Source organism: Martinezella lusitana (assembly GCF_010668395.1).
GTDB classification, from domain to species: domain Bacteria; phylum Pseudomonadota; class Alphaproteobacteria; order Rhizobiales; family Rhizobiaceae; genus Rhizobium; species Rhizobium lusitanum_A.
Map to the genome: position 1 here is coordinate 359384 of NZ_WUEY01000001.1, position 24046 is coordinate 383429.

19 protein-coding genes are annotated in these 24046 nt (G+C 63.0%); 3 read left to right on the top strand and 16 right to left on the bottom strand.

Features of this window, described 5'->3' with window-relative positions:
- Positions 1-13: 13 nt before the first annotated feature.
- From GR212_RS01740 to GR212_RS01770, 7 genes are all read right to left on the bottom strand, one after another.
- Entirely contained in the window at positions 14-1072 is a 1059-nt protein-coding gene (locus tag GR212_RS01740) for an enoyl-CoA hydratase/isomerase family protein (RefSeq protein ID WP_163984730.1), read from the bottom strand.
- Between the two features lie 39 nt (positions 1073-1111).
- A complete protein-coding gene (locus GR212_RS01745) occupies positions 1112-2707 on the bottom strand; it encodes a GMC family oxidoreductase (protein WP_163984731.1) in 1596 nt (531 codons plus the stop codon).
- A gap of 163 nt (positions 2708-2870) precedes the next feature.
- Positions 2871-3854 carry a branched-chain amino acid ABC transporter permease gene (locus GR212_RS01750; RefSeq protein ID WP_163984732.1) on the bottom strand — a complete coding sequence of 328 codons (984 nt, stop codon included), beginning with the start codon at positions 3852-3854 and terminating at the stop codon, positions 2871-2873.
- A gap of 1 nt (position 3855) precedes the next feature.
- Positions 3856-4743 carry a branched-chain amino acid ABC transporter permease gene (locus tag GR212_RS01755; RefSeq protein WP_163984733.1) on the bottom strand — a complete coding sequence of 296 codons (888 nt, stop codon included), beginning with the start codon at positions 4741-4743 and terminating at the stop codon, positions 3856-3858.
- Positions 4744-4746: 3 nt separating this feature from the next.
- A complete protein-coding gene (locus GR212_RS01760) occupies positions 4747-5448 on the bottom strand; it encodes an ABC transporter ATP-binding protein (RefSeq protein WP_163984734.1) in 702 nt (233 codons plus the stop codon).
- Positions 5449-5450: 2 nt separating this feature from the next.
- Entirely contained in the window at positions 5451-6233 is a 783-nt protein-coding gene (locus tag GR212_RS01765; protein WP_163984735.1) for an ABC transporter ATP-binding protein, read from the bottom strand.
- Between the two features lie 15 nt (positions 6234-6248).
- Positions 6249-7457 (bottom strand): ABC transporter substrate-binding protein, encoded by a 1209-nt coding sequence (locus GR212_RS01770; RefSeq protein ID WP_163984736.1) that lies wholly within the window; start codon positions 7455-7457, stop codon positions 6249-6251.
- A gap of 172 nt (positions 7458-7629) precedes the next feature.
- Here GR212_RS01770 and GR212_RS01775 point away from each other — a divergent pair, with 172 nt between their 5' ends.
- Positions 7630-8556 (top strand): LysR family transcriptional regulator, encoded by a 927-nt coding sequence (locus GR212_RS01775; protein WP_163984737.1) that lies wholly within the window; start codon positions 7630-7632, stop codon positions 8554-8556.
- A 14-nt stretch (positions 8557-8570) separates the two neighbouring features.
- Here GR212_RS01775 and galE read toward each other — a convergent pair whose 3' ends face one another.
- From galE to GR212_RS01795, 4 genes are all read right to left on the bottom strand, one after another.
- Positions 8571-9608: a UDP-glucose 4-epimerase GalE gene (gene galE, locus GR212_RS01780; RefSeq protein ID WP_163984738.1), complete on the bottom strand. Its 1038-nt coding sequence runs from the start codon at positions 9606-9608 to the stop codon at positions 8571-8573.
- Positions 9609-9869: 261 nt separating this feature from the next.
- Positions 9870-11036, bottom strand: coding sequence for a pyridoxal phosphate-dependent aminotransferase (locus GR212_RS01785; protein WP_163984739.1), 1167 nt, complete (start codon positions 11034-11036; stop codon positions 9870-9872).
- Positions 11037-11179: 143 nt separating this feature from the next.
- Positions 11180-11605 (bottom strand): large conductance mechanosensitive channel protein MscL, encoded by a 426-nt coding sequence (mscL, locus tag GR212_RS01790; protein WP_163984740.1) that lies wholly within the window; start codon positions 11603-11605, stop codon positions 11180-11182.
- A 254-nt stretch (positions 11606-11859) separates the two neighbouring features.
- The gene (locus GR212_RS01795) at positions 11860-12414 is read right to left on the bottom strand and encodes a TetR/AcrR family transcriptional regulator (RefSeq protein ID WP_163984741.1); all 555 of its coding nucleotides are present in this window, start codon (positions 12412-12414) and stop codon (positions 11860-11862) included.
- 139 nt (positions 12415-12553) lie between these two features.
- Here GR212_RS01795 and GR212_RS01800 point away from each other — a divergent pair, with 139 nt between their 5' ends.
- Complete coding sequence (locus GR212_RS01800) at positions 12554-13765, top strand: MFS transporter (protein ID WP_163984742.1); 1212 nt, start codon at positions 12554-12556, stop codon at positions 13763-13765.
- A gap of 8 nt (positions 13766-13773) precedes the next feature.
- On the opposite strand, the gene GR212_RS01805 is transcribed toward GR212_RS01800, so the two are convergent.
- The 5 genes from GR212_RS01805 to GR212_RS01825 form a co-directional block, all read right to left on the bottom strand.
- Positions 13774-14217, bottom strand: coding sequence for a YybH family protein (locus tag GR212_RS01805; protein WP_163984743.1), 444 nt, complete (start codon positions 14215-14217; stop codon positions 13774-13776).
- 101 nt (positions 14218-14318) lie between these two features.
- Entirely contained in the window at positions 14319-16529 is a 2211-nt protein-coding gene (locus tag GR212_RS01810) for a 3-hydroxyacyl-CoA dehydrogenase NAD-binding domain-containing protein (protein ID WP_163984744.1), read from the bottom strand.
- A 14-nt stretch (positions 16530-16543) separates the two neighbouring features.
- Positions 16544-17752: an acetyl-CoA C-acetyltransferase gene (locus tag GR212_RS01815; protein ID WP_163984745.1), complete on the bottom strand. Its 1209-nt coding sequence runs from the start codon at positions 17750-17752 to the stop codon at positions 16544-16546.
- Positions 17753-17824: 72 nt separating this feature from the next.
- The gene (locus GR212_RS01820; protein WP_163984746.1) at positions 17825-19621 is read right to left on the bottom strand and encodes an acyl-CoA dehydrogenase C-terminal domain-containing protein; all 1797 of its coding nucleotides are present in this window, start codon (positions 19619-19621) and stop codon (positions 17825-17827) included.
- Between the two features lie 127 nt (positions 19622-19748).
- On the bottom strand, positions 19749-20081 hold the full coding sequence (locus GR212_RS01825) for a hypothetical protein (RefSeq protein WP_163984747.1): 333 nt from the start codon (positions 20079-20081) through the stop codon (positions 19749-19751).
- Here GR212_RS01825 and GR212_RS01830 point away from each other — a divergent pair.
- A complete protein-coding gene (locus tag GR212_RS01830; protein ID WP_163984748.1) occupies positions 20080-23790 on the top strand; it encodes a peptidoglycan-binding protein in 3711 nt (1236 codons plus the stop codon). The genes GR212_RS01825 and GR212_RS01830 overlap by 2 nt on opposite strands.
- Positions 23791-24046 lie beyond the last annotated feature (256 nt).

A 24046-nucleotide genomic window follows, 5' to 3' on the forward strand; every position in this document is an offset into this window, starting at 1 on the left:
GCGCTGAATCCTTCTACGTCGCGAAAAGCGGCGGCTGCGCCGCTATGAAAAAGCGGTCGATATCGCCCGGCGCCACGTCCGAAAGGCTGGCCGGAGACCATTTCGGATTGCGGTCCTTGTCGATGACGGCGGCGCGCACGCCTTCGTAGAAATCATGATTATACAATATGCCCATGCAGGCGCCGAGTTCACGATTGAGGCATTCGGCGAGGCTGGCGCTCGTCCGCCCGGCTCGCAGCAGCCGCAACGTCAGCTTCAGGCTGGTCGGCGAGCGGCTGGCGATCACGCCGGCCGCTTCGGCGGCAAATTCTCCCGGTTCGCCGGCCAATGCCTGTAAAACGTCTTCGACCGTATCTCCCGCGAAGGCGCGGTCGATCACATCCCGGTTTACGGCAAGCCGGCTCTCGCCGGCATCCGCCGCCATCGTCCGGATAAGCGCATGCACATCTTCCGCAGAGGCCGAGGCGGGCAGCGCTGCAATCACGTCCACCAGAGCCGGCAGGGCCGTGGATGCCACGCAGTGATCGGCAAAGCGGGCATGGATCGCATCGGCAGCACTGACGGCAAGGCCGGTCAGCCCCATCCATGTGCCGGCTTCGCCCGGTGCGCGCGGCAGCAGCCAGGTGGCGCCGACATCGGGGAAGTAGCCGATGCCGGTCTCGGGCATGGCAAGGCGCGTGCGCTCGGTGACGACGCGGTGGCTGCCATGCGCCGAGAGGCCGACGCCACCGCCCATGGTGATGCCGTCCATCAATACCACATAGGGCTTGGAGTAGCGCGAGATCGCGTGATTGAGCCGGAACTCCTCGCGCCAGAAGGTTTCCGCGCCATCGGAACCCTCCTTGCCGCTCTGGTGCAGCAGGCGGATATCGCCGCCCGCGCAGAAACCACGCTCCCCCTCGCCCATGACGACGACGCTCGCGACCGAGGGATCGGCGGCAAAATCCTCCAGTGCCGAAGCGATGACCCGCACCATCGGCAATGTCAGGCTGTTCAGCGCCTTCGGCCGGTTGAGCCGGATGATGCCGGCCGATCCGCGCCGCTCGATGATGACCTCGTCCTGGCTGTCCATGCAAATCTCCTGTCTTCGCCTCCACCCATCCATAGGCCTTCAGCGGTTGTCGGCAAGGATCATTTCGGCTGCCTTTTCGGCGATCATGATGGTTGGCGAGTTGGTGTTGCCCGATGTGATCGACGGCATGATCGAGGCGTCGGCGATGCGCAGCCTTGCCAGCGCCCGCAGCCGCAGGCGGGGGTCGACCACGCTCTGCGCGTCGCTGCCCATGCGGCATGTGCCGACGGGATGGAAAATCGTCGTGCCGATCTCGCCGGCGGCGCGCTCCAGATCCGCATCCGTGTCATAGGCCGGCCCAGGCTTGAACTCCTCCGGCCGGAACCGGGCGAAGGAGGGCTGCGCCACGATCCGCCGTGTCAGGCGAATGGAGCGCACGGCGATCTCCCGGTCGCGCGCGGCGGAAAGATAATTCGGGCTGATGGCCGGCTGCATGGCGAAATCGGAGCTGCGGGCATGCACGGAGCCCCGGCTTTCGGGCCTCAGATTGCAGACGCTGGCGGTGATTGCCGGAAAGGGATGAACCGGATCGCCGAACTTGTCGAGCGAGACCGGCTGTACATGATATTGCAGATCCGGCGTTTCCTTGTCCGGCCCGGAGCGCGTGAAGATGCCGAGCTGGCTCGGCGCCATCGCCATCGGGCCGGAGCGGCGAATGAGATATTCCAGCCCGATCGCCGCCTTGCCGATCAGCTTCGTCGCCTTCTCGTTCAGCGTGGGCACGCCGGTTACTTTGTAGGCAAGGCGGAGCTGAAGATGATCCTGCAGGTTTTCGCCGACGGACTTTACCTCGCGCACGACCTCGATGCCGGCCTTCCCCAACACCTCGCCATGGCCAATGCCCGAAAGCTCGAGAATATGCGGCGAGCCGATCGAGCCGGCGGATAACACCGTCTCCTTGGTCGCATAGGCACGCTTGGCCACGCCGTCATGCTGGAATTCGACGCCGGTGACGGCATCGCCCTCGACGATCAGGCGGCGAACCTGCGCCTTTGTATAGACGGTGAGATTGCCCCGTTTCATCGCCGGCCGCAGGAAGGCTTTCGTCGTGTTCCAGCGTATGCCGGAACGCTGGTTGACGTCGAAATAGCCCGAACCCTCATTGTTGCCGCGATTGAAATCCGGCGTCTCCGGAATGCCGGCCTCCCTGGCGGCGGCCTGGAAGGCATCGAGCACGGCCCAGCGCACGCGCGCCTTCTCGACCCGCCACTCGCCGCCGGCGCCATGCATCTCGTCCTTGCCGCGATAGTGATCCTCGGACTTGATGAAATAGGGCAGCACGTCGTCCCAGCCCCAGCCTGCACAGCCGAACTGGCGCCAAAGATCGTAGTCGCGCGCCTGGCCGCGCATGTAGATCATGCCGTTGATGGAGGAGCAGCCGCCGAGCACCTTGCCGCGCGGATAGTTCAGCGACCGGCCGTTCAGGCCCGGCTCCGGCGACGTGGTGAAACACCAGTCGGTGCGGGGATTGTTGATGCAATAGAGATAGCCGACCGGGATGTGGATCCAGTGGTAATTGTCGTTACCGCCGGCTTCCAGCAGCAGCACCCTGTTGTTGCGGTCGGCCGAGAGCCGGTTGGCGAGCAAGCAGCCGGCACTGCCGGCGCCGATGATGATGTAGTCGAAGCGATCCATTGGCATGCCCCCTCACCCTAACCCTCTCCCCGAGGGGAGAGGGGACTATTTCGGCATTTGCCTCGATCCCGAATCCGGTGATCGTCAGAGATAATTCCCCCTCTCCCCTCGGGGAGAGGGCTGGGGTGAGGGGGTGCACAACAAGAACGCATAGGTTTGATCTTTACCGCCGATATTCGAACCCCAGCTTCCGTCCCAGCCGCGAGGCATAGAATTCGCCGACGACGCCGCGGCGGAAGAGCAGGACGCAAACCATGAAGACGATGCCGGTGATGATGGTGACCGGGAATTCCGAGGTCGCGAGATAGTTTTCCAGCGTCGCCACGAACCCCGCGCCGAAAAGCGGACCGATCAGCGTGCCGATACCGCCAAGCAGGGTCATGAGGATGACCTCGCCGGACATCTGCCAGGCGACATCGGTCAGCGTCGCGAACTGGAAGACCAGCGCCTTGACCGCGCCGGCAAGCCCCGCCAGGGCCGCCGACATGACGAAAGCGCCGAGCTTGTAGCGCGCGACGGAATAGCCGAGCGAGATCGCCCGCTGCTCGTTTTCGCGGATCGATTTCAGGATCATGCCGAAGGGCGAATTGATGAACCGCCAGATGATCAGCACGCCGATCAGGAAGACGGCGAGGACGAAATAATACATGTTGAACGAGTTGTTGAGATCGAGAACGCCGAAGAGATAGCCGCGCGGCACCGACTGAATGCCGTCCTCGCCATGGGTGAACTCCGCCTGCAGGCAGAAGAAGTAGAACATGTAGGACAGCGCCAGCGTGATCATGGCGAAATAGATGCCCTGCCTACGGATGGCGACGAAGCCCATGACGAGGCCGAGCAGCGCGGCGCCGGCGACGCCGATCAGAATGCCGAGTTCGGGCGGGAGACCCCATTCCTTCACGGCGTAGGCCGTAAAATAGGCCGCACCGCCGAAGAAGGTGGCGTGACCGAAGGAAAGCAGGCCGGCATAGCCGAGCAGAAGATTGAAGGCGCAGGCGAACAGCGCGAAGCAGAGCACCTTCATGACGAAGATCGGGTAGACGAAGAACGGTGCCCAGATCAGCCCGACGAGGCCGAGGACCAGCAACAGCTTCTGTACCGAAAACTTCGGGCGCCCTCTGGAGGCCAATGTGATCAGGTCCACCATATCACGCATCCCGACCGAAGAGGCCCGCGGGCCTGAAGAGCAGCACGATCGCCATGATGACGAAGATGACGATATTCGACGCTTCCGGATAGAAGACCTTGGTCAGGCCCTCGGCAATGCCAAGCATGTAGCCCGTCACGATCGCCCCCATGATCGAGCCCATGCCGCCGACGACGACCACGGCGAAGACGATGATGATCATGTTCGATCCCATCAGCGGCGAGACCTGATAGATCGGCGCGGCCAGCACGCCGGCAAAGGCGGCGAGCGCCACGCCGAAGCCGTAGGTCAGCGTCAAAAGCACCGGCACGTTGACGCCGAACACCTGCACGAGTGTGGAATTCTCTGTCGCGGCACGGAGATAGGCGCCGAGCTTGGTCTTCTCGATCAGAAGCCAGGTTCCGATGCAGACGATCATCGAGGCGATGACCACCCAGCCGCGATAGACGGGCAGGAACATGAAGCCGATATTCTTCGCGCCCGCCAATTCCGCCGGAACGGAATAAGGCTGGCCGGATGAGCCGTAGAGATAGCGGAACGTCCCCTCGATCGTCAGCGCCATGCCGAAGGTGAAGAGCAATCCGTAGAGCGGATCGATCTTGTAGAGTTGACGCAGGCAGAACCTCTCGACCAGCGCGCCGAACAGGCCGACGATCAGCGGCGCGACGATGAGCGCCGGCCAATAGCCGATGCCGGCATAGGTGAGCAGCAGATAGGCCGTGAAGGCGCCAAGCATGTAGAGCGCGCCATGGGCGAAATTGATCACCCGCAACATGCCGAAGATGATCGCGAGACCGAGGCTCAGCAGCGCATAGAAGGAGCCGTTGATGAGGCCGATCAGCAGCTGACCGAGAAGAGCCTGGGCGGGGATGCCGAATATCGTCGTCATGGCTCAGACCCCCAGAACCTTGTGCAGCATGTCCATACGCTCAGGCAATTCGCCGACCGGGAATTCCGAAACCATCCGGCCATGATCCATCAGATAGAAGCGATCGGCAATGCGGCTGGCGAAACGGAAATTCTGCTCGACGAGCAATATGGTCATGCCGCGGCCTTTGAGCGTCTGCAGGACTTCGCCGATGCGCTGGACGATGACGGGCGCGAGGCCCTCGGTCGGCTCGTCGAGCAGCAGCATGCGGACGCCGGTGCGCAGGATGCGGGCCATGGCGAGCATCTGCTGCTCGCCGCCGGAAAGCCTGGTGCCGACGCTGTTGCGCCGCTCGTGCAGATTGGGAAACAGCTCGAAGATCTCGTCGAGCGTCATGCCGCCGGGGGCGACAACCGGCGGCAGCATCAGGTTTTCATAGACGCTGAGCGTCGAGAAGATGCCGCGCTCTTCCGGCACGAAGCCGATGCCCTGATGCGCCGTCCTGTGCAGCGGCACCTGCATCATGTCCTTGCCGGCGAAGGTGATCCTGCCCTTGCGGGCACGGACGATGCCGACGATGGTGCGCAGCGTCGTCGTCTTGCCGACGCCGTTGCGGCCGAGGATGGTGATGGTTTCGCCCTCGCCCACCGCCATGTCGACGCCATGCAGGATATGGCTTTCGCCATAGCAGGCATTGAGGCCTTGAACTTCCAGCAGCGGCGCCATCGTCAAGCCTCCTCCGTGCCCATATAGGCTTCGCGAACGCGAGGGTCCCGGCTGACGGTAGCGTAATCGCCCTGGGCCAGGATCTCGCCGCGCTGCAGGACTGTGACATGATGGCAGATATCGGCAACGACGGAGAGATTGTGCTCCACCATGAGCACAGCCCTGTCGCGCGCAACATCGCGGATGATGGCGGAGACGGTCTTCACATCCTCCAGCCCCATGCCGGCCATCGGCTCGTCCAGCAGCAGCACCTTCGGATCGAGCGCAAGCGTCGTCGCGATCTCGAGCACGCGCTTGCGTCCATAGGAAAGATCGGCGGCGATGGCATCGCGCTCCTTCGAGAGCCCCACGGAGGCGAGCAGCTGTTCGGCGCGGGCATTGAGGCTGTCGAGAGCCGAGAGCGGCCGCCAGAACTGGTGCGCGAGATTACCCGGCCGCTGCAGGGCGACGCGGACATTGTCCAGAACCGTCAGGTGCGGAAAGACGGCCGAAATCTGGAAGGAACGCACGAGGCCCATGCGCGCGACCTTGTCGGGTCTTGTCTTGGTGATGTCGGTGCCAAGCAGCGTGATCGTGCCATGCGTCGGCTGCAGGAACTTGGTGAGCAGATTGAACACCGTCGTCTTGCCGGCGCCGTTCGGACCGATCAGCGCATGGACGCGGGCATGATGCACGTCGAGATCGACATTCTTGACGGCGGTGAAGCCTCCGAAATCGCGACGCAATCCCCGGGCGGATAGGACTACCCGGGGCTCTTCCTGCTGATGTGTCGCTGACATCGCCATGGGCCTGTCGCAGCCCTATTGCTTGACGAGATCGCAGCCGCTCTTGGCCGGGTCGATATAGGCTTCCTTGCCAGGAATGGTCGCCAGCACGTTGAAATAGTCCCACGGCTCCTTGCTCTCTTCCGGCTTCTTGACCTGAAGCAGATACATGTCGTGGATCATGCGGCCGTTGGCGCCGACCGTGCCGCCGCGACCGAAGAAATCGTCGACAGGCATTTCGTGCAGTTCCTTGGCAACGGCCTCGGTATCATCCGTGCCGGCCTTCTGCACCGCCTTCAGATATTGCATGACAGCGGAATAGGTGCCGGCGTGGATCATGTTCGGCATCTTGCCGGTGCGGGCAAAGAAGCGCTTGCCGAATTCGCGGCTCTTGTCGTCGAGGTTCCAGTAGTAGCCTTCCGTCAGCGTCAGCCCCTGCGCCGCCTGCAGGCCGAGACCGTGGACTTCGGCGAGCGTGAAGAGCAGCGCCGCCAGATGCTGGCCGCCCTGGGTGATGCCGAATTCCGAGGCCTGCTTGATGGCGTTCGACGTGTCGAGGCCTGCATTGGCAAGACCGATGACCTTGGCGCCGGACGACTGCGCCTGCAGCAGGAAGGACGAGAAATCATTCGTCGACAGCGGATGACGGACGGAGCCCAAAATCTTGCCGCCGTTCGCCTTGACGAAATCACTGGTCTGCTGCTCGAGCGAGTAGCCAAAGGCGTAATCCGCCGTCAGGAAGAACCAGGTATCGCCGCCCTGCTTGACGAGCGCGCCGCCGGTGCCGACGGCGAGCGCGTGCGTGTCATAGGCCCAATGGAAACCATAGGGCGAGCATTGCGAGCCGGTGAGATCCGTCGTGGCGGCGCCGGTGACGATATCGATCTTCTTCTTTTCCTTGGCGACGGCCTGCACGGCCAGCGCGACGGAAGAGGTCGTCAGCTCCATGATGGCGTCGACTTTATCCTGGTCATACCATTGGCGGGCGATGTTGGAGGCGATATCGGGCTTGTTCTGGTGGTCGGCATCGACGATCTCGATCGGAACGCCGAGAACCTTGCCGCCGAAATCCTCCGCGGCCATCTTGGCGGCCTCTACCGACGATTTACCGCCGAAGTCCGCATAGACGCCGGACTGGTCGTTGAGGATGCCGATCTTGACGACACCATCGGATGCACCGTCGGCGAAGGCCGCGGTGCCGGTTGCAAGCAGAAATGCCAGGGATGCAATGAGACTCTTTCGCATGTCCTCTCCTCCCAGAGATTTGGCAAAAACGAATCTGTTCAGAATTGGCCAGCCGCTTTCCTCAAAACGACTTTTCCCGGGCGCAGGATCACGGAATTCCCGCGTTGACGCAAGTCGCGATTGCAATTAATTCCAAACAGCGTCTGTTCATTTTTGAACAGAAAGGGGAAGAATGAAGAACGCGCCGCACTTCACCTGGGACGATCTGCAGTTCTTTCTCGCCGTCGCGCGGACCGGGCAGCTTTCAACCGCGGCGCGACAGCTGCGCACCAGCCATGCCACCGTTTCGCGCCGCATCGACCGGCTGGAATTCGCCCTCAAGGTCAAGCTCTTCGAGCGCAATCCGCGCGGCTACATGCTGACATCAATGGGGCAGCGCTTCGTCGACACCGCCGAACGCATGGAGCAGGAAACCGAGCGTCTTCGCGCCGATCTTTCCGCCGGATCGGCGGCGCAACGGGGCGTTGTCCGCATCAGCGCGCCGGAAGGATTTTCAAACTTCTTCTTCACCGGCGTCCTGCCCGAATTCACCGCCCGGCATCCGAACATTTCGCTGGAGTTGATCACCATCCAGCAGATCATGTCGCTTTCGCGCAAGGAGGCCGATATCGTCATCGTGCTCGACCCGCCGAAGGCCGGCCCTTATTTTACCGAGAAGCTCACCGACTATCACCTGCAGGTCTACGGATCGCGCGATTATCTCGCCCGCCATCCGCCGATCGGAAGCCGCGACGACCTGCCGGATTTCGCTTTCGTCGGCTATATCGAGGACATGATCTTCGCACCGGGCCTGGACTATCTCGGCGACGTGCACCCGCGCATAAAGCCGCAGTTCCAGAGCTCGAGCATCTTTGCGCAGCTGACCGCGACGAAGAACGGCCAGGGGCTCTGCGTGCTGCCGTTCTTCATCGCCGGCAAGCACCCGGATCTGCAGGTCGTCCTGCCGCAGGAGGTGGATCTCAGGCGCCACTACTGGATCACCTGCCACCGCGACCTGCGCCAGTCGCCGCGCGTGCGCACCGTCATCGATTTCCTGATGGATGCGGTGCATCGGAATGCGCCGGCTTTTCTGGGACCCTGGAGAGGCACGGAAAGCTGAAGCCGCCCGCCCCGTTACAGGATGCTCGGGGCGGCGTAGATCTTGTTGAGCCCGGCGGCGTCGAACCCGGCGCGCTCGGCAAGGTGAAGCTCCCAATCCAGCGCCGAACGGACGATCGTTTCCAGGGAATTGTATGTGGGCGTCCAGCCTAGTTCGCGACGAGCAAGCGTCGCATCGGCAACGACGCTGGCCATGTCGCCCGGCCGGCGCGGGGCGATGTGGATGCGGAAGGCACGGCCGTAGACGCGCATGACCATATTGAGCACGTCGAGCACGGAGTAGCCCTGGCCGTAGCCGCAATTGGCAACCAGGGACCGGCCGCCGCTGCGCAGATGCCGCAAGGCCGTCAGATGTGCTTCCACGAGATCGCTGACGTGGATGTAGTCGCGAACACCGGTGCCGTCATGCGTCGCATAATCGGTGCCGTAGATATCCACCTGACGACGGCGGCCAAGGGCCGCCTCGCAGGCGACCTTGATGAGATGGGTGGCGCCGTCGGTCGACTGGCCCGCCCGTCCGAGCGGATCGGCGCCGGCAACATTGAAATAGCGCAGCGCCACATAGCGGAAATCATAGGCTGCCGCGGCATCGCGCAGCATCAACTCGGACATCAGCTTGGATTGACCATAGGGCGATTCCGGACGCAGCGGCGCGGTTTCGCTGACCGGCCGATCCGCGGGCTGCTGACCGTAAACCGCGGCCGTGGAGGAGAAGACGAAATGGCGGATGCCGGCCCTGACGGCGGCGCTCATGAGGATGCGCGTCTTGCCGGTATTGTTCTCATAGTATGCCAGGGGATCCTCGATCGACGTCGGCACCACGGCCGAGCCGGCAAAATGGATGATGGCCTCTATGTCGTTCTCGGCGAAAATCATCTGCAGCAGCGCTTCGTCCGCGATATCGCCGAGATAGAAGCGGGCAGCCGGCGGAACCGCCCAGCGGAACCCTGTGGAGAGGCGATCGAGAACCACGACGTCCTCGCCCGCATCCAGCAATCTCCAGACCATGTGGCTACCGATATAACCGGCTCCGCCCGTCACCAACACCGTCATTCTTCGCGTCCCCGCCAAGTCTCATCGACACCATATGGGACCGCTTCCCCTGCGAAATTGATTAAAAGCGGACAGGCGGGCGGAAAAGATTGCCGGGATGGTTAGGAGGGGATTTCGTGGATCGATTGCATTTTATCGATCGGATGCGCGACGGCAATTTTGGTGAACTTGGAGAGTATTCACCCCCCTCTGTCACTTGGTGACAGAGGGGGTGCGGACCATCCAAGTCGAAAGCTGCCAGCTGCGGCGCACCGGCCGTCCCTACAAATCCAAAATATACCGGCTCAACTTCTCCGCCGCATCGGCGACCTGCGCCGGATCGCGCAGGAAGCAGGCGCGCATGAACAGCTCTCCGCCCTTGCCGAAGGCCGTTCCGGGCGCAAGGCCGACGCCGGTCTTGTCGACGATGTCGATGGCCGCCTTGCGGCTGTCGGTCACGCCGTCGATCTTGAGGAAGGAATAGAGCGCGCCATCCGGCTTCAGCGTCTGCACGCGATTGGTGGCGATGAGCGCATCGCAGAGGATGTCGCGCGAGCGGGTCGCCTTGGCGATGTTGGAGCGGACGAAATCGTCGCCCTCGTTCAGCGCCGCGACCGCACCCTTCTGCATGAATTGCGCAACGCCCGATGTCGAATATTGCACGAGGTTCTCGATCACCTGCCCAAGCTCGGCCGGGGCGACGATCCAGCCGACGCGCCAGCCGGTCATCGACCAATTCTTCGAGAAGGAATTGACGAAAAGGATCTTGTCGTCGGCTTCCTTGACATCAAGGAAGCTCGGCGCGCGGCCGCCGGCATAATAGTACAGCGCATAGATTTCGTCGGCCATGATCCAGAGATCATGCTTGCGCGCCAGTGCCAGAATATCGCGGAGATCCTGATGGGTCGCCGTCCAGCCGGTCGGGTTGGACGGGGTATTGATAAAGAGCCCCTTGGTCCTCGGCGTGATCGCCGCCTCCAGACGGCCGAGGTCGAGCGTCCATTTGCCATGTTCGAACTGCAGCGGCACGGCGACCGAGCGCGCGCCCGATATCTCCAGCGCGGCGGCGATATTCGGCCAGGCGGGAGACAGATAGACCATTTCGTCACCGGGAGAGGTGATCGCCTGCACGGAAAGCTGGATCGCCTGCATACCGGAGCCGACGACGTAGAAATGCTCCATCGGCAGGGAGGTGCCGAAATGCCGGCCGTAATAATCGGCGAGTGCCTGGCGCAGTTCTGGGATACCGCGCTGCCAGGTGTAGAAGGTCTCGCCGGCGTTGAGCGAAGCCATGGCGGCGCGGTTGATGAAATCCGGCGTCGGCAGATCGCCCTCGCCGACCCAAAGCGGCAGCAGGCCTTCGCGGCCGCGGGCATAATTGACCACTTCGACGATCCCGCTTTCAGGTGCTGCGAGCGCCCGCGGGCTGAGGCTATCAAGTATCGACATGCAAAGTCTCCGGTTTCTGCCTTCATAAAGCAGAGCGGCGGACAAATCCCATGACTTTGCCTTAGTGACCGATCGATTTTGGTGATGAATAAAGCCCCGGCCCTTGCGGGACCGAGGCTTTTAAAAACGTTGAGCTGAGCCTATCAGCGCTTGGCGAGGAGATCGCGAATTTCCGTCAGCAGTTGAACGTCAGCCGGCGGCGGCGCTGCCTCGGCAACCTTCTCTTCCTTGCGCGCGACCTGGGTCTGCAGCGCATTCACGCCCTTGACCATGAGGAAGATGATCCAGGCGAGGATCAGGAAGTTGATCAGGACGGTAATGAAGCTACCGTAGGCGAGAACCGCGCCCTGGGCACGGGCCGCGGCAAGCGTCGGCGCGTTGACCCCGGAGGCGAGGCCGATGAAGTAGTTCGAGAAATCGAAGCCGCCGAAAATCGCGCCGACGATCGGCATGATGATATCGTCAACCAGCGATTTCACGATACCGCCGAAAGCACCGCCGATGATCACGCCGACCGCGAGATCCATGACGTTGCCACGCGCGATAAATGCCTTGAATTCATTAAGCATTGAGCAGTCCCCTTCGCGTTGCCGTTGAATTCACTAATGATGATTAGCATCATCTTTTTCCTTATTTTTCAACAGCAAATTGGCGGGAAACGTCACGTAGGCGCGAATATCCCAAGATGATTCCGTGGGTTAGTCAATTTACCCGTGCATATCCGCAGCTATTTGTTCGTCGGTTGCGAGCAACGCCGCGGAATTTTCCGGATACTAGATTTGAAGGCATCTGCCTTGAGTCGTTCGCCATGAGCGACAGTGCTTCAACTTTGCGGCATCACTTTTGCGATGAGTTCACGCACATAATCCGCACCGGGCGCCTGATCGAAAAGAATACGGTAGATGATCGGCGAGATGACATGATCCATGAGTTCGGCCTGGGTCGGAAAGGGCTCGCCAGATTTCTGCGCCCGCGCGATGAGGGCGGCGAGTTGGTGCTGCGTGTAGCCGCTGCATCGTTCCGCATTTGCTCCGTCGGCAGCGGAAAGAACGTCGCGTAGCATCTGCCGCCCGACGCCGGAGGCCATTTCATCGGCATATTGCTCGACCCACACCTCCAGATCCCGGCGGGCACTGCCGATCCTGGCCGGCTCGCTTTCCGGCTGCAGGCGCGAGGCTGCCACGTCGGCCAGCAACTCCTGAAGATCGCCCCAGCGGCGATAGATCGTCGACGGCGTGACATTGGCGCGCTGTGCGATCAAGGGGATCGTGACGTCGGCGCGGTCCATCGTTGCCAGCATATCGCGGACGGATTGATGCACCGCTGCCTGCACCCTGGCGCTGCGCCCGCCGGGGCGGGGATTTTCTCTGTAGCTCATAAGCCTTTGCCAATCTTTCCCTTTTTGCCGATCGCGAGCGACCATGCGCCACCCACTAACGCAAATTATTTGCTTTTGTTCATCGGGCGACTTATATCTGCCTAACGCAATCTTTTAGCTTTAAGCTTGGATATAGTCGATGACCTCTCTCGATTCCACCGCCAGCGCGCCGATTTCATCGGCCAGACGCCTGGCGCCGCTCTATTACGCCGCCACCAGCGCGCTGTTCTTTGCCGCCTCCTCCGCACCGACGCCGCTGTATCGCCTTTACCAGCAGGCCTTCGCGTTCTCGCCGGTGCTGATCACGGTGATCTTCGCCGTCTATGCCTTCGCCCTCCTCGCCGCGCTGCTCATCGTCGGCTCGATTTCAGACCATCTCGGCCGCCGTCCGGTGATCTTCGCGTCGATCCTCCTCAATATGGTGGCGATGGCGCTGTTTTTAATGGCCGAAGGCCCGGATTGGCTGATTGCCGCCCGCATCGTGCAGGGCCTGGCAACGGGCGCTGCGGCAAGCTCCATCGGCGCCGCCCTCGTCGATCTCGATCCGATCAAGGGGTCGATCACCAATAGCCTCGCGCCGCTTGCCGGCATGGCCGTCGGCGCGCTCGGCACCAGCCTGCTGGTGCAGTTCGCGCCTGCACCGATGCTGCTCGTCTATATCATCACGCTCGCCCTTCTCGTCCTGCAGGCGGCGCTGCTCTGGCTGGTGCCGGAGACGACGCAGCGCCGAAGCGGGCTGCTTGCGTCGCTGAAGCCTGAGGTCGCCGTTCCGCCGCAGGTGCGCCGCACGCTGCTGGCGCTGACGCCGATCAATGTCGCCGTATGGGCGCTTGGCGGCTTCTATCTGTCGCTGGTGCCCTCGCTCGTGAGCGCGACCACCGGCAGCACGATGCCCCTGGTCGGCGGCTCCGTCGTCGCAGCCTTGACAATCAGCGGCGCTGCGGCCGTGTTCCTGCTGCGCAGGAGATCGGCCGCAACCGCCATGAAGTTCGGTATAGCGAGCATGACGCTCGGCGTGTTGACCGTGATTGCCGGCGTGCATGCGGCCGAGGTGTCGATCCTCGCCGCCGGAACCGTGATCGCCGGCGCCGGCTTCGGGGCGACCTTCCTTGGCACGGTGAGAAGCATCATGCCGCTGGCAAAGCCGGACGAGCGCGCCGGGCTGCTTTCGGCCTTCTACATTCAGAGCTATCTCGCCTTCAGCGTGCCCGCCATTCTGGCAGGCTTTCTCTCGAAGGCGCTCGGGTTTGCCGAGGCCGCCGATATCTACGCGGCGGCGATCCTGCTGCTGGTCGGCTGGGGCGTCTTTGCCTTGCGCGCCGGCCGGGAAAAGCCACTGAGCATTGCGTAAGACAAATCTTACGGTTTAAGCCCAAGCTCGGCGAGGCCGCTTCCGTCCATCGCAAACGGCACCGATGCATGCTCGTGGACGATCTTCCAGATGCCGGCCTCCTTTCTGAGGCCAAGCGTCTGGCGAAACCATAGATCGACATCGACGCCGTCGGTCTTCCTGCCGGTCATGTGCACGAGACCGGTCCAGAAGGCGACATCCTCGCCGACGATCAGCCTCGCATCGACGGCATCGCCGCCGATCGGCCCTTCCCAGGTCGAGAACCAGCCCTCCAGACCCTTCTCGCCCTTGCCCTTGTGCACCAGAGGCGCCGCAAGCGTGAAGCTGACGACATCGTCGCTCAAATGCCTGACGACACCGGCGGCATCCTTGTTGCCGAGAGCGGAAGCCCAGCTTGCAAGCACAGCATTGACGGCTTCGGCCTTGTCGCGATTGCCGATGATCTCGATCATGTCACTCTCCTCGGTTTGACGAACTCAAGCAGAGGACGAACGAAGACGGCCGCTCCCGACAGGAGCGGCCGGTTTATTTGCCGTCAACTATGGTTGTCGCCTCAAGCCGCCTTCTTGGCGCCGTAAGGGTCGAAGCGTCCGTAGAAGGTCTCCCCCTTCGCGGCCATGTCCTTGAGCAGCGCCGTCGGCTGGAAATGCGGGCCGTAGGCGGCCGCCAGCTTTTCGCAGAGCTCCACGAACACCTTCACGCCCATGCCGTCGATGTAGGACAGCGCGCCGCCGGTGTAAGGCGCAAAGCCGAAGCCGAGGATGGAGCCGACATCGGCCTCGCGCGGATCGGTGACGATGCCCTCTTCGATGGTGCGGGATGCCTCGAGCGCGATGGTGACGAGGAAGCGCTGCTTCAGCACGGCGACATCGACGTCATCGGCCTTCTTCTGCGGATAGAGATCCTTGAGGCTCGGCCAGAGCGACTTCTTGGCCGGCTTCGGCGGATAGTCGTAGAAGCCCTTGGAATTCTTCCGGCCCAGACGCCCCTCGCCTTCCACGAGGCCGGTGACCAGCTGCATGTGACGCGGATCAACAGCCTTCTCGCCGAGATCGGCGACGGTGGCCTTGAGGATCTTGTAGGACAGGTCGATGGCAACTTCGTCGTTGAGCGCCAGCGGTCCCACAGGCATGCCGGCCATCTTGGCGGCGTTCTCGATCATGGCCGCGGGCACGCCTTCGATCAGCATGTCATAGGCTTCGTGGATGTAACGGAAGACGCAGCGATTGACGAAGAAGCCGCGCGTGTCGTTGACGACGATCGGCGTCTTCTTGATGGCGGCGACGTAATCCAGCGCAACAGCAATGGCACGATCGCCGGTTTCCTTGCCGAGGATGACTTCGGTCAGCATCATCTTCTCGACCGGCGAGAAGAAATGGACGCCGATGAAATCGACCGGACGCTTGGAATTCTTTGCAAGACCGGTGATCGGCAGCGTCGAGGTGTTGGAGGCGAAGATGGCGCCCGCCGGCAGCACGGCTTCCACGGCCTCGATGACGGCCTTCTTGACCTCGCGATCCTCGAACACCGCCTCGATGACGAGATCGGCATCCTTCAGATCGGAATAATCGGCCGACGGCGTGATGCGGGAGAGCAAAGCAGCGCCCTCGTCCTGCGTCAGCCTTCCCTTACCGACCGAGTCCTTGACCAGGCCTTCGCCGACGCCCTTGCCCTTGGTTGCCGCCTCGATATCGCGGTCAATCAGCGTGACCGGAATGCCGGCGGCTGCGGTGACATAGGCGATGGAAGCACCCATGAAGCCGGCGCCGACGACGCCGACCTTCTTCAGCTCCGTCTTCGGCTGGCCTGCCGGGCGGCGGGCGCCCTTGCCAAGCTCCTGCATGGAGATGAACAGCGAGCGGATCATCGAATAGGCTTCGGTGGTCTGCAGCACATGGGTGAAATAGCGCTGCTCGATCTTCAGGCCGGTATCGAAGGGAACCTGCAGGCCTTCGTAGACGCATTTCAGGATGGCGAGCGCGGCCGGATAATTGCCCGACGTCTCGCGGCGCAGGATGGCGGGGGCTGCCGGCCAGAGCTGGGCTGCGGCAGGCGTCCAGATGCCACCGCCCGGCGCCTTGAAGCCCTTCTCGTCCCACGGTGCTACCGGCTTCAGGCCGTCCTTGATCATCTGCTTGGCAGCCGGGATCAGCTGATCCGGCTCGACCACCTGATGCACCAAGTTCATCGCCTTGGCGCGTGCGGCCGTCAGCGACTGGCCCGTCGTCATCATCTGCAGCGCCGACTGAGCGTCCGTCAGGCGCGGGATGCGCTGCGTGCCGCCGGCGCCGGGGAAGATGCCGACCTTGACTTCAGGCAGCGCGATCTTGACGCTCTTGGCGCTGGAAGCGACGCGACCGTGGCAAGCCAGCGACAGCTCGAAAGCGCCGCCCATGCAGGTGCCGTTGATCGCCGAGACCCACGGCTTGCCGCAGGTTTCGAGCTTGCGGAACAGGCCGGTCATGCGGCCGACGAGATCGAAGAGCTTCTGCGCGGCCGCCCCCGGATCCCTGGCCTTTTCTTCATGATAGAAGGAGAACATCGACTTGATCATCGACAAGTCGGCGCCGCCGGAGAAGGAGGACTTGCCCGAGGTGAAGACCACGCCCTTGACAGCGGCATCGGCGACGGTCGCGTCGATGATGGCGCCAAGCTCGTCCAGGATCTCGGCAGTGAAGACGTTCATGGACTTGCCGGGCATGTCCCAGGTGACGAGCGCGATCCCGTCTGCGTCCGTTTCGACGGTGAAATTCGTGTAGGCCATTGGTTTTCCCTCCCTCAGACGCGTTCGACGATCGTGGCGGTGCCCATGCCGGCGCCGATGCAGAGCGTGACCAGCGCGGTGTTGAGATCGCGGCGTTCCAGCTCGTCCAGCACCGTGCCGAGGATCATCGCGCCGGTCGCGCCGAGCGGATGGCCCATGGCGATGGCGCCGCCATTGACGTTGATCTTGTCATGCGGAATGTCGAAGGCCTGCATGTAGCGCAGCACGACGGCGGCGAAGGCTTCGTTGAGCTCGAACAGATCGATGTCGGCGAGCGTCATGCCGCTGCGCTTCAGGAGCTTCTCGGTGACGTCGACGGGACCGGTCAGCATCAGCGCCGGGTCGGAGCCGATATTGGCGAAGGCCCTGATGCGGCCGCGCGGCTTCAGACCCATGCTCTCGCCGCCCGCCTTGGAGCCGAGCAGCACGGCGGCCGCGCCATCGACGATGCCGGAGGAGTTGCCGGCATGATGGACGTAGTTGATGCGCTCCACTTCCGGGTGCGCCTGGATGCCGACGGCCTCGAAGCCGCCCATTTCGCCCGGCAGCTGGAACGAGGGGTTGAGCGAGGCAAGCGCCTGCATGTCCGTGCCGGGACGCATATGCTCGTCGCGGTCGAGAATGGTCAAGCCGTTGATATCCTTCACCGGGATGACGGAATTCTTGAAGTAGCCCTTTGCCCAGGCATTGGCGGCCCGCTTCTGGCTCTCGACGGCATAGGCGTCGACATCATCGCGCGAGAAACCGTATTTGGTGGCGATCAGGTCGGCAGATACGCCCTGCGGCATGAAATAGGCCGGGAAGTTGACGGAGGGATCCATGAACCATGCGCCGCCGGACATGCCGAGACCGACGCGCGACATGCTTTCGACGCCGCCGGCAATGACGATATCATCAGCCCCCTGCGCGATCTTGGCCGCGCCAAAGTTCACGGCATCGAGACCGGAGGCGCAGAAGCGGGAAATCTGCATGCCAGGCGCCTTGGTTGAATAGCCCGCTTCGAAGGCAGCACCCCTCGGGATGACGGCGCCGGCTTCCATGACCGGATCGACGCAGCCCATGATGATGTCGTCAACGGTTTCTGTGTCGAGGCCGTTGCGGTCGCGGATGGCTTCCAGCGTCTTGGCGGCGAGGCGCACGGAGGGGACTTCGTGCAGCGACCCGTCCTTCTTGCCCCGCCCGCGCGGCGTGCGCACATGGTCGTAAATGAAAACCTCGGTCATGTCTCATCTCCCTGCGGCGGCAAGCCGCCTTCCAATAACTCTCCTTCTCCCCAATGGGGAGAAGGGATCCCGTCAAAAGGCTTCCGCTGCCAACTCCATCATCGTGTCGGCGCCGGTTTCGATACGGGCCTTGCGCAGCGCCGTTTCCGGCATGATGCGCTCCATGTAGAACCGTGCCGTGACAAGCTTGTTCTTCAGGTAATCCTCGCGCGCGCTGTCGCCCGCCGCAAGGCCTGTCTGCGCCGCCTTCGCCATCTTCGCCCACATATAGCCGAGGACGACGAGGCCGAAGAGGTGCATGTAGTCGGTCGAGCCGGCGCCGGCATTGTCGGGCTTGGCCATGGCATTCTGCATGAACCACATGGTTGAGGCCTGCACATCGTTCAAGCCCTTCTTCAGATGCTTGGTGAAGAAAGCCATCTGCTCGTCGTTGCGGTTCTCCTCGCAGAAGTCGCCGATTTCCTTGAACAAGGCCATGACGGCGCGGCCGCCGTTCAGCGCCAGCTTGCGGCCGACGAGATCGAGCGCCTGGATGCCGTTGGCGCCTTCGTAGATCATGGCGATGCGGGCATCGCGAACATACTGGCTCATGCCGTGTTCTTCGATATAGCCGTGGCCGCCGAAGACCTGCTGCGCCATGACGGCGTGCTCGAAGCCCTTGTCGGTCATCACGCCCTTGAGGATCGGCGTTGCCAGACCGAGGATATCGTCAGCCGACTGCCGTTCCTTTTCGTCGGGCGAGCGATGGGCGATATCGGACTTCAGCGCCGTCCAGAGAAGGAAGGCGCGGCCGGCCTCGTTGAAGGCGCGGATGGTCATCAGCGAACGGCGGATATCGGGATGGACGATGATCGGGTCCGCCTTCTTGTCCGGCGCCTTCGGACCGGAAAGCGAGCGGCCCTGGATGCGCTCGCGGGCATAGTTGGCGGCATTCTGATAGGCGATCTCGGCAATCGAGAGACCCTGCAGGCCGACGCCCAGCCGCGCTTCGTTCATCATGACGAACATGGCGTTGAGACCCTTGTTCTCGGCGCCGATCAGGAAGCCCGTCGCCTCGTCATAGTTCATGACGCAGGTCGCGTTGCCATGGATACCCATCTTGTGCTCGATCGCGCCGCAGGCGACCGGGTTGCGGGCACCGAGAGAGCCGTCTTCCTTCACCATGAATTTCGGCACGATGAACAGCGAGATGCCCTTGGTACCTTCGGGCGCGCCTTCGATGCGGGCAAGAACGAGATGGACGATATTGTCCGTCATGTCGTGCTCGCCGGCGGAAATGAAGATCTTCTGGCCCGATATCTTGTAGCTGCCGTCGGCCTGAGGAACCGCCTTGGTGCGCAGCAGGCCGAGATCGGTGCCGCAATGCGGCTCGGTGAGGTTCATGGTGCCGGACCAGGTGCCCTCGACCATCTTCGGCAGATAGGTCTGCTTCTGTTCGTCGGAGCCATGCACGAGGATCGCCGCGATCGCGCCCTGCGTCAGGCCCGGATACATCATCAGCGACATGTTGGCGGCGGAAGTATATTCGCCGACGGCGCAGTGCAGGACATAGGGGAGCCCCTGGCCGCCGAATTCCTCCGGCACGGCGAGGCCGAGCCAGCCGCCTTCACGATAGGCGCGATAGGCTTCCTTGAAGCCCTTCGGCGTCGAGACCGTGCCATCGTCATGGCGCACGCAGCCTTCCTGATCGCCGGAATAATTCAGGGGGAACAGCACCTCTTCCGAGATCTTGGCCGCTTCGCCGACGATCGCCTCGATCATGTCGGGCGTGGCGTCGGCATAACCCGGAAGATTGTTGTAGCGCTCCAGCCCGAGCACATCGTTCAGGACGAAGAGCGTATCGTTCACGGGGGCCTTGTAGACTGGCATCTTTCGAATTCCTCCAATTCGCCGCCGGACCTCAGATTCCGGCCACTGACCTACTCTTACAAAATATTGACGTTTGCGTAAACGTCAAATTCGTGTTGCGTGGTGAATTTTTGATGGGCGAAGGCCGTCAAAAGCGCTGGTCCGGGAAGCGGCGCCGTAGCCGGCTCACAGGAATATCGGGGGTTGCGGCCGCAGAACCGAAATAAAAGGTTAAGACTTCCGCGAAACTTAACGAGTTGTTTACCACGTTTCGTAAATTGTACGAGATGAGCAGCAATGCTTCGCGTTTCTTCAACTTATCCTTTGAGGGCGCGATGTCTTGCAGCTCTGTTTGAGGAAAGCCAATACATTTATCCCTTTCCGAGTGGTGGGATACGGGTGGCGCGGCAATGCCGCGATCTCCTCTTCCTGTCAGTCCGGTGGCCCAGGTGGTCCAAAGTTCAAGGCGAGCAAAAGACATGAGCGGATCGCGATCAAATCCTACCGGTACAGGCGACTGGACGTCGCTGGATGCTCTGAGCCGCACGATCGAGGGGCTGGAGGCACGCATCGAGGGGCTGATGGGCACCGCCGCCTCGCGCGATACGCGCCAGCGTGTCGCCGTCGGCCATGCGCCCGCACTCGCACCCGAACGGGTCGCCGCACCGGAGCGGCTGCCGCCACGCCCCGAACGGGAACAATATGCCAGCCGATCCTACGAGCGCCCGCTGCGCAGCGAACGCCAGGACATCGACCCCCGTCCGGATCCTCTTGCCGAGATTCGCCAGCGCCAGCGTGCGCTGGAGGCTAACCGCGAGCGGGTGCTCGCACGCCGCGAAGAGATGGCACACGCCGAACCGCAGCCGGCCCGACGCCCAGCCGACGCCTATGCCTCGCGTCAGCCGATGCGGGCCGCTGCCGCAGAAGCGCCGATCGATATCGCCCAGGCGCTCGTCAACCTTCGCCAGGACCTCAAACACGACATCGCCGAGAGCGTGACCCGCGAAGTCAGCGCGCTGCGCGCCGAAATCCGCGATATCCGCGAAAACGCCGAGGACAAGCATTTCGTCGCCGACGTCCGCGAAGACATGGCGCGCCTTGCCGACAGCATCAACCAGATCGCCGGGCAGCCGGAAACCGCCGGCCTGAAAGCCGAATTCGACGAGCTGCGCTCGCTGATGGACGGGCTTGCCCGCGAGGAATCCCTGCATCACGTCGCACGCCACGTTAAGGCGATCGATACGTCGGGCCTTCAGGACGAACTCGTTTCGCTTGCCTATCGCCTTGACGACATCAAGCAGCATCTCGGCGGCATGAACGACAGCCCGGCCGTGCATGCGCTGGAAAACAAGCTGCTGACGATCGCAACCGCGATGGAGAGCCTCGGCTCCATGATGCAGCCGCAGGACCAGGCCATGCAGCGGCTGGAAGGCCGCTTGAGCGGCCTTGCCGACCAGATCGACCTGATGCACCGCGACGCCGCCCGGCATCAGCCGGCCGACGATCTTTCCGGCCGTCTCGAAGCGCTCGCCATGCGCATCGACGAGCTCGGCAGCGCCAAATCCGTCGCCCGCCTCGAAGAGCGCCTCGACCAGCTGTCGCATCTGATGGAGCGCTCGCAGAAGGCCGCGCCACAGCCAGAACTCGTCACCTACCTCGCAGACATCTCCCACAAGATCGATGCGCTGGAGCACGGTTCGGTCGGCAACGTGCTGGCCGACCGCCTGGACTATCTCGCCCGCCGCATCGACGAAATGGATTTCCATCCGCCCGCTCCGGCCGCAAACATCGACGACGGCATGGTGCGCCGGCTGGAAGGACGTCTCTCCGACATCGCGGCACGCCTTGAGGCCAGCACCGCGGCACCGCCCACGGATACGCAGGCCCTGCGCAATCTCGAAGAACAGATCGCCCATCTCTCGACATTGCTGACGAACGAGCCCCGGGCAGCGGCAGCCGAGCATTTCCCCGTCGATTTCGATCGGCGGATGAGCGCCATCGAAGACTATATGGCGACCAACGACGAGTACATCATCGAGGCGGCCCGCCATGCGGCGGAAACCGTCGTCGAGGCCTATTCGCGCGAGGGCCTTGGCAACGGCGTCCAGGCCGCCGACATGTCCGCACTGACGGCGCTTGCCGAAGACCTTCGTCATCTCGAAGACCTCAGCCGCTCCAGCGACGAGCGCACGCACCGTACTTTCGAGGCGCTGCACGACACGCTGCTGCAGATCGCCGATCGCCTCGACCATATGGAACATCGCAGACCGACGGCCGCCATGCCCGTTGCGACCTTCGAAAGCGACGTCTTCGCCGAAGAGGACGGCCCCGCCATAAGGCCGCCGATGGCCGCGCAGCAGAAGTCCGGTCCGATCATCCGCACGGTTGCGCCCGCCGAAACCCCGAGCGCCTCCCCTGCAATCTCTTCCGAAGCAGCGGTCGCAGAGGCGATCGACGCCAATACGAAGGCGGAAATCAAGGCCGCGGCCAAGAAGAGCGGCAAGACCAGCCTCTTCGCCAGCCTTGGCAAGCGCTTGTTCATGCCGGAAAAGGCGGAGCCGATCTTTCCGCCGGATCGCCCGGTGATCGAGCAGGCGCCGTCGATCGATCCGGCCGACCTGATGCCTGGCGAGGAAGCCAACGAATTGCTGGAGCCAGGCTCGGGCGCGCCCGATATCAAGAAGATCCTGGAGCGCGTGCGCGCCAGCCAGAATGCCTCCCGCAGTGGAAACGCCCGCCAGCCGACCGAAAACGAACGGGCCGACTACATCGCCGCCGCCCGGCGCGCGGCGCAGGCGGCTGCCATGGAAGTCGACCAGACGCAGCGCTCCACGTCTGCCTCCAAGAAGGACGCCAAGAAAGGCGGCGCGTTCTCGCGCTTCCGCCGGCCGATACTGCTCGCCATCGGCGCAGCGCTCCTCGCTATCATGGCCTTCCCGCTGGTCAATACGCTGACGCGCGGCCAGAAGGCGCCTCCGCCCGCCGAAGTCTCGACGATGGTCGCGCCTCCGGCCAACGCAGCGGCCGGCAACGTCGTCGCCAATGCGAACCCGGCCGACAGCAATCAGCAGCCCGCCGCAAACCAGGCCGCCGCACCCGCCCCCTCAACAACCGATACGGCGGAGGCCCAGCCTGCGGCCGCGCCTGTCGATCCGGCACCGGTGCCGGCCAGCGATCACCTGACGGCGGCGGCACCGCTCGACGGCAACCAGGCGGCGACCGAGACCTTGACGCCCGCCGGCAGCGCCGCACCCGCGCAGCAGACCGCGGCCTTCGTCCAGCCGGACAAGGCAGCCGCTGCGGCTCCCGCCGCCACTGCGGCAGCTCCGGAGATCGCAGTGCCTGACGGCATCCAGCCGCCATCGCTGGTCGCAGCCGCCAAGTCGGCCGATCCTGTCGCGCTCTTCGAAATCGGCGCGCGCTATACGGATGGCCGCGGCGTTACGGCAGATATGAAGCAGGCGGCGAACTGGTATCAGCTTTCGGCCGACAAGGGCTATGCGCCCGCGCAGTATCGCCTCGCCAGCATGTACGAGAAGGGCAACGGCGTCGACCGCGATCTCGTCAAGGCCAAGCAGTATTACGAACAGGCGGCCAATCAGGGCAATGCCAGCGCCATGCACAATCTCGCCGTCCTCTATGCCTCGGGCACGGCCGGACCGCAGGACTACGACACCGCTGCGAACTGGTTCATCCGCGCCGCCGACCTCGGCGTCTCCGACAGCCAGTTCAATCTCGCCATCCTCTATGCGCGGGGCAACGGCGTGAAGCAGGACCTGCAGGAATCCTACAAATGGTTCGCGATCGCGGCGAAGAGCGGTGACAAGGACGCTGCCCAGAAGCGGGACGAGGTCGCCAACGCCATGAAACCGGCGGATCTCGAAGGCGCCCGCGCCAAGGTCGATCTCTGGAAGGTGCAATCGGCCGATCCCAAGGCCAACGGCACCGACATTCCCGACGAATGGACCACCGGCAAGGGCGTGAACACGGCCTCCATCGACATGAAGAAGGCCATTCGCAACATTCAGGCCATTCTCAACAAGAACGGCTTCGATGCCGGCACCCCGGACGGCACCATGGGCGACAAGACGGTATCCGCCCTGAAGAGCTTCCAGAAGTCGGTCGGCCTGCCGGCTGATGGACGGGTCACGGATCAGGTCGTCAAGGAACTGCTGGCCCGCAACAAGTAGCCCGCCGGGCTCTTGTAAAAGGCAATCCACCCGAACATGCCGGCGCGATCGCGCCGGCATTGTCCTGTTCAGGGAGGCTCGACGAAGCCTCCTCCCATGCCATTCCCCCTTGCTCCCGGGAACGACGTCACAGAAATGCGGAAAAAGCCGCGTTAGAGTGAAGCTGGCTATTCGAAAACTGAAGCAGCCCGGCTTTTCCTAAGGCTCTGGCAATGATTTCAGATTAGAATCCGCCGTTTAAGGGAAGAATGGGCTT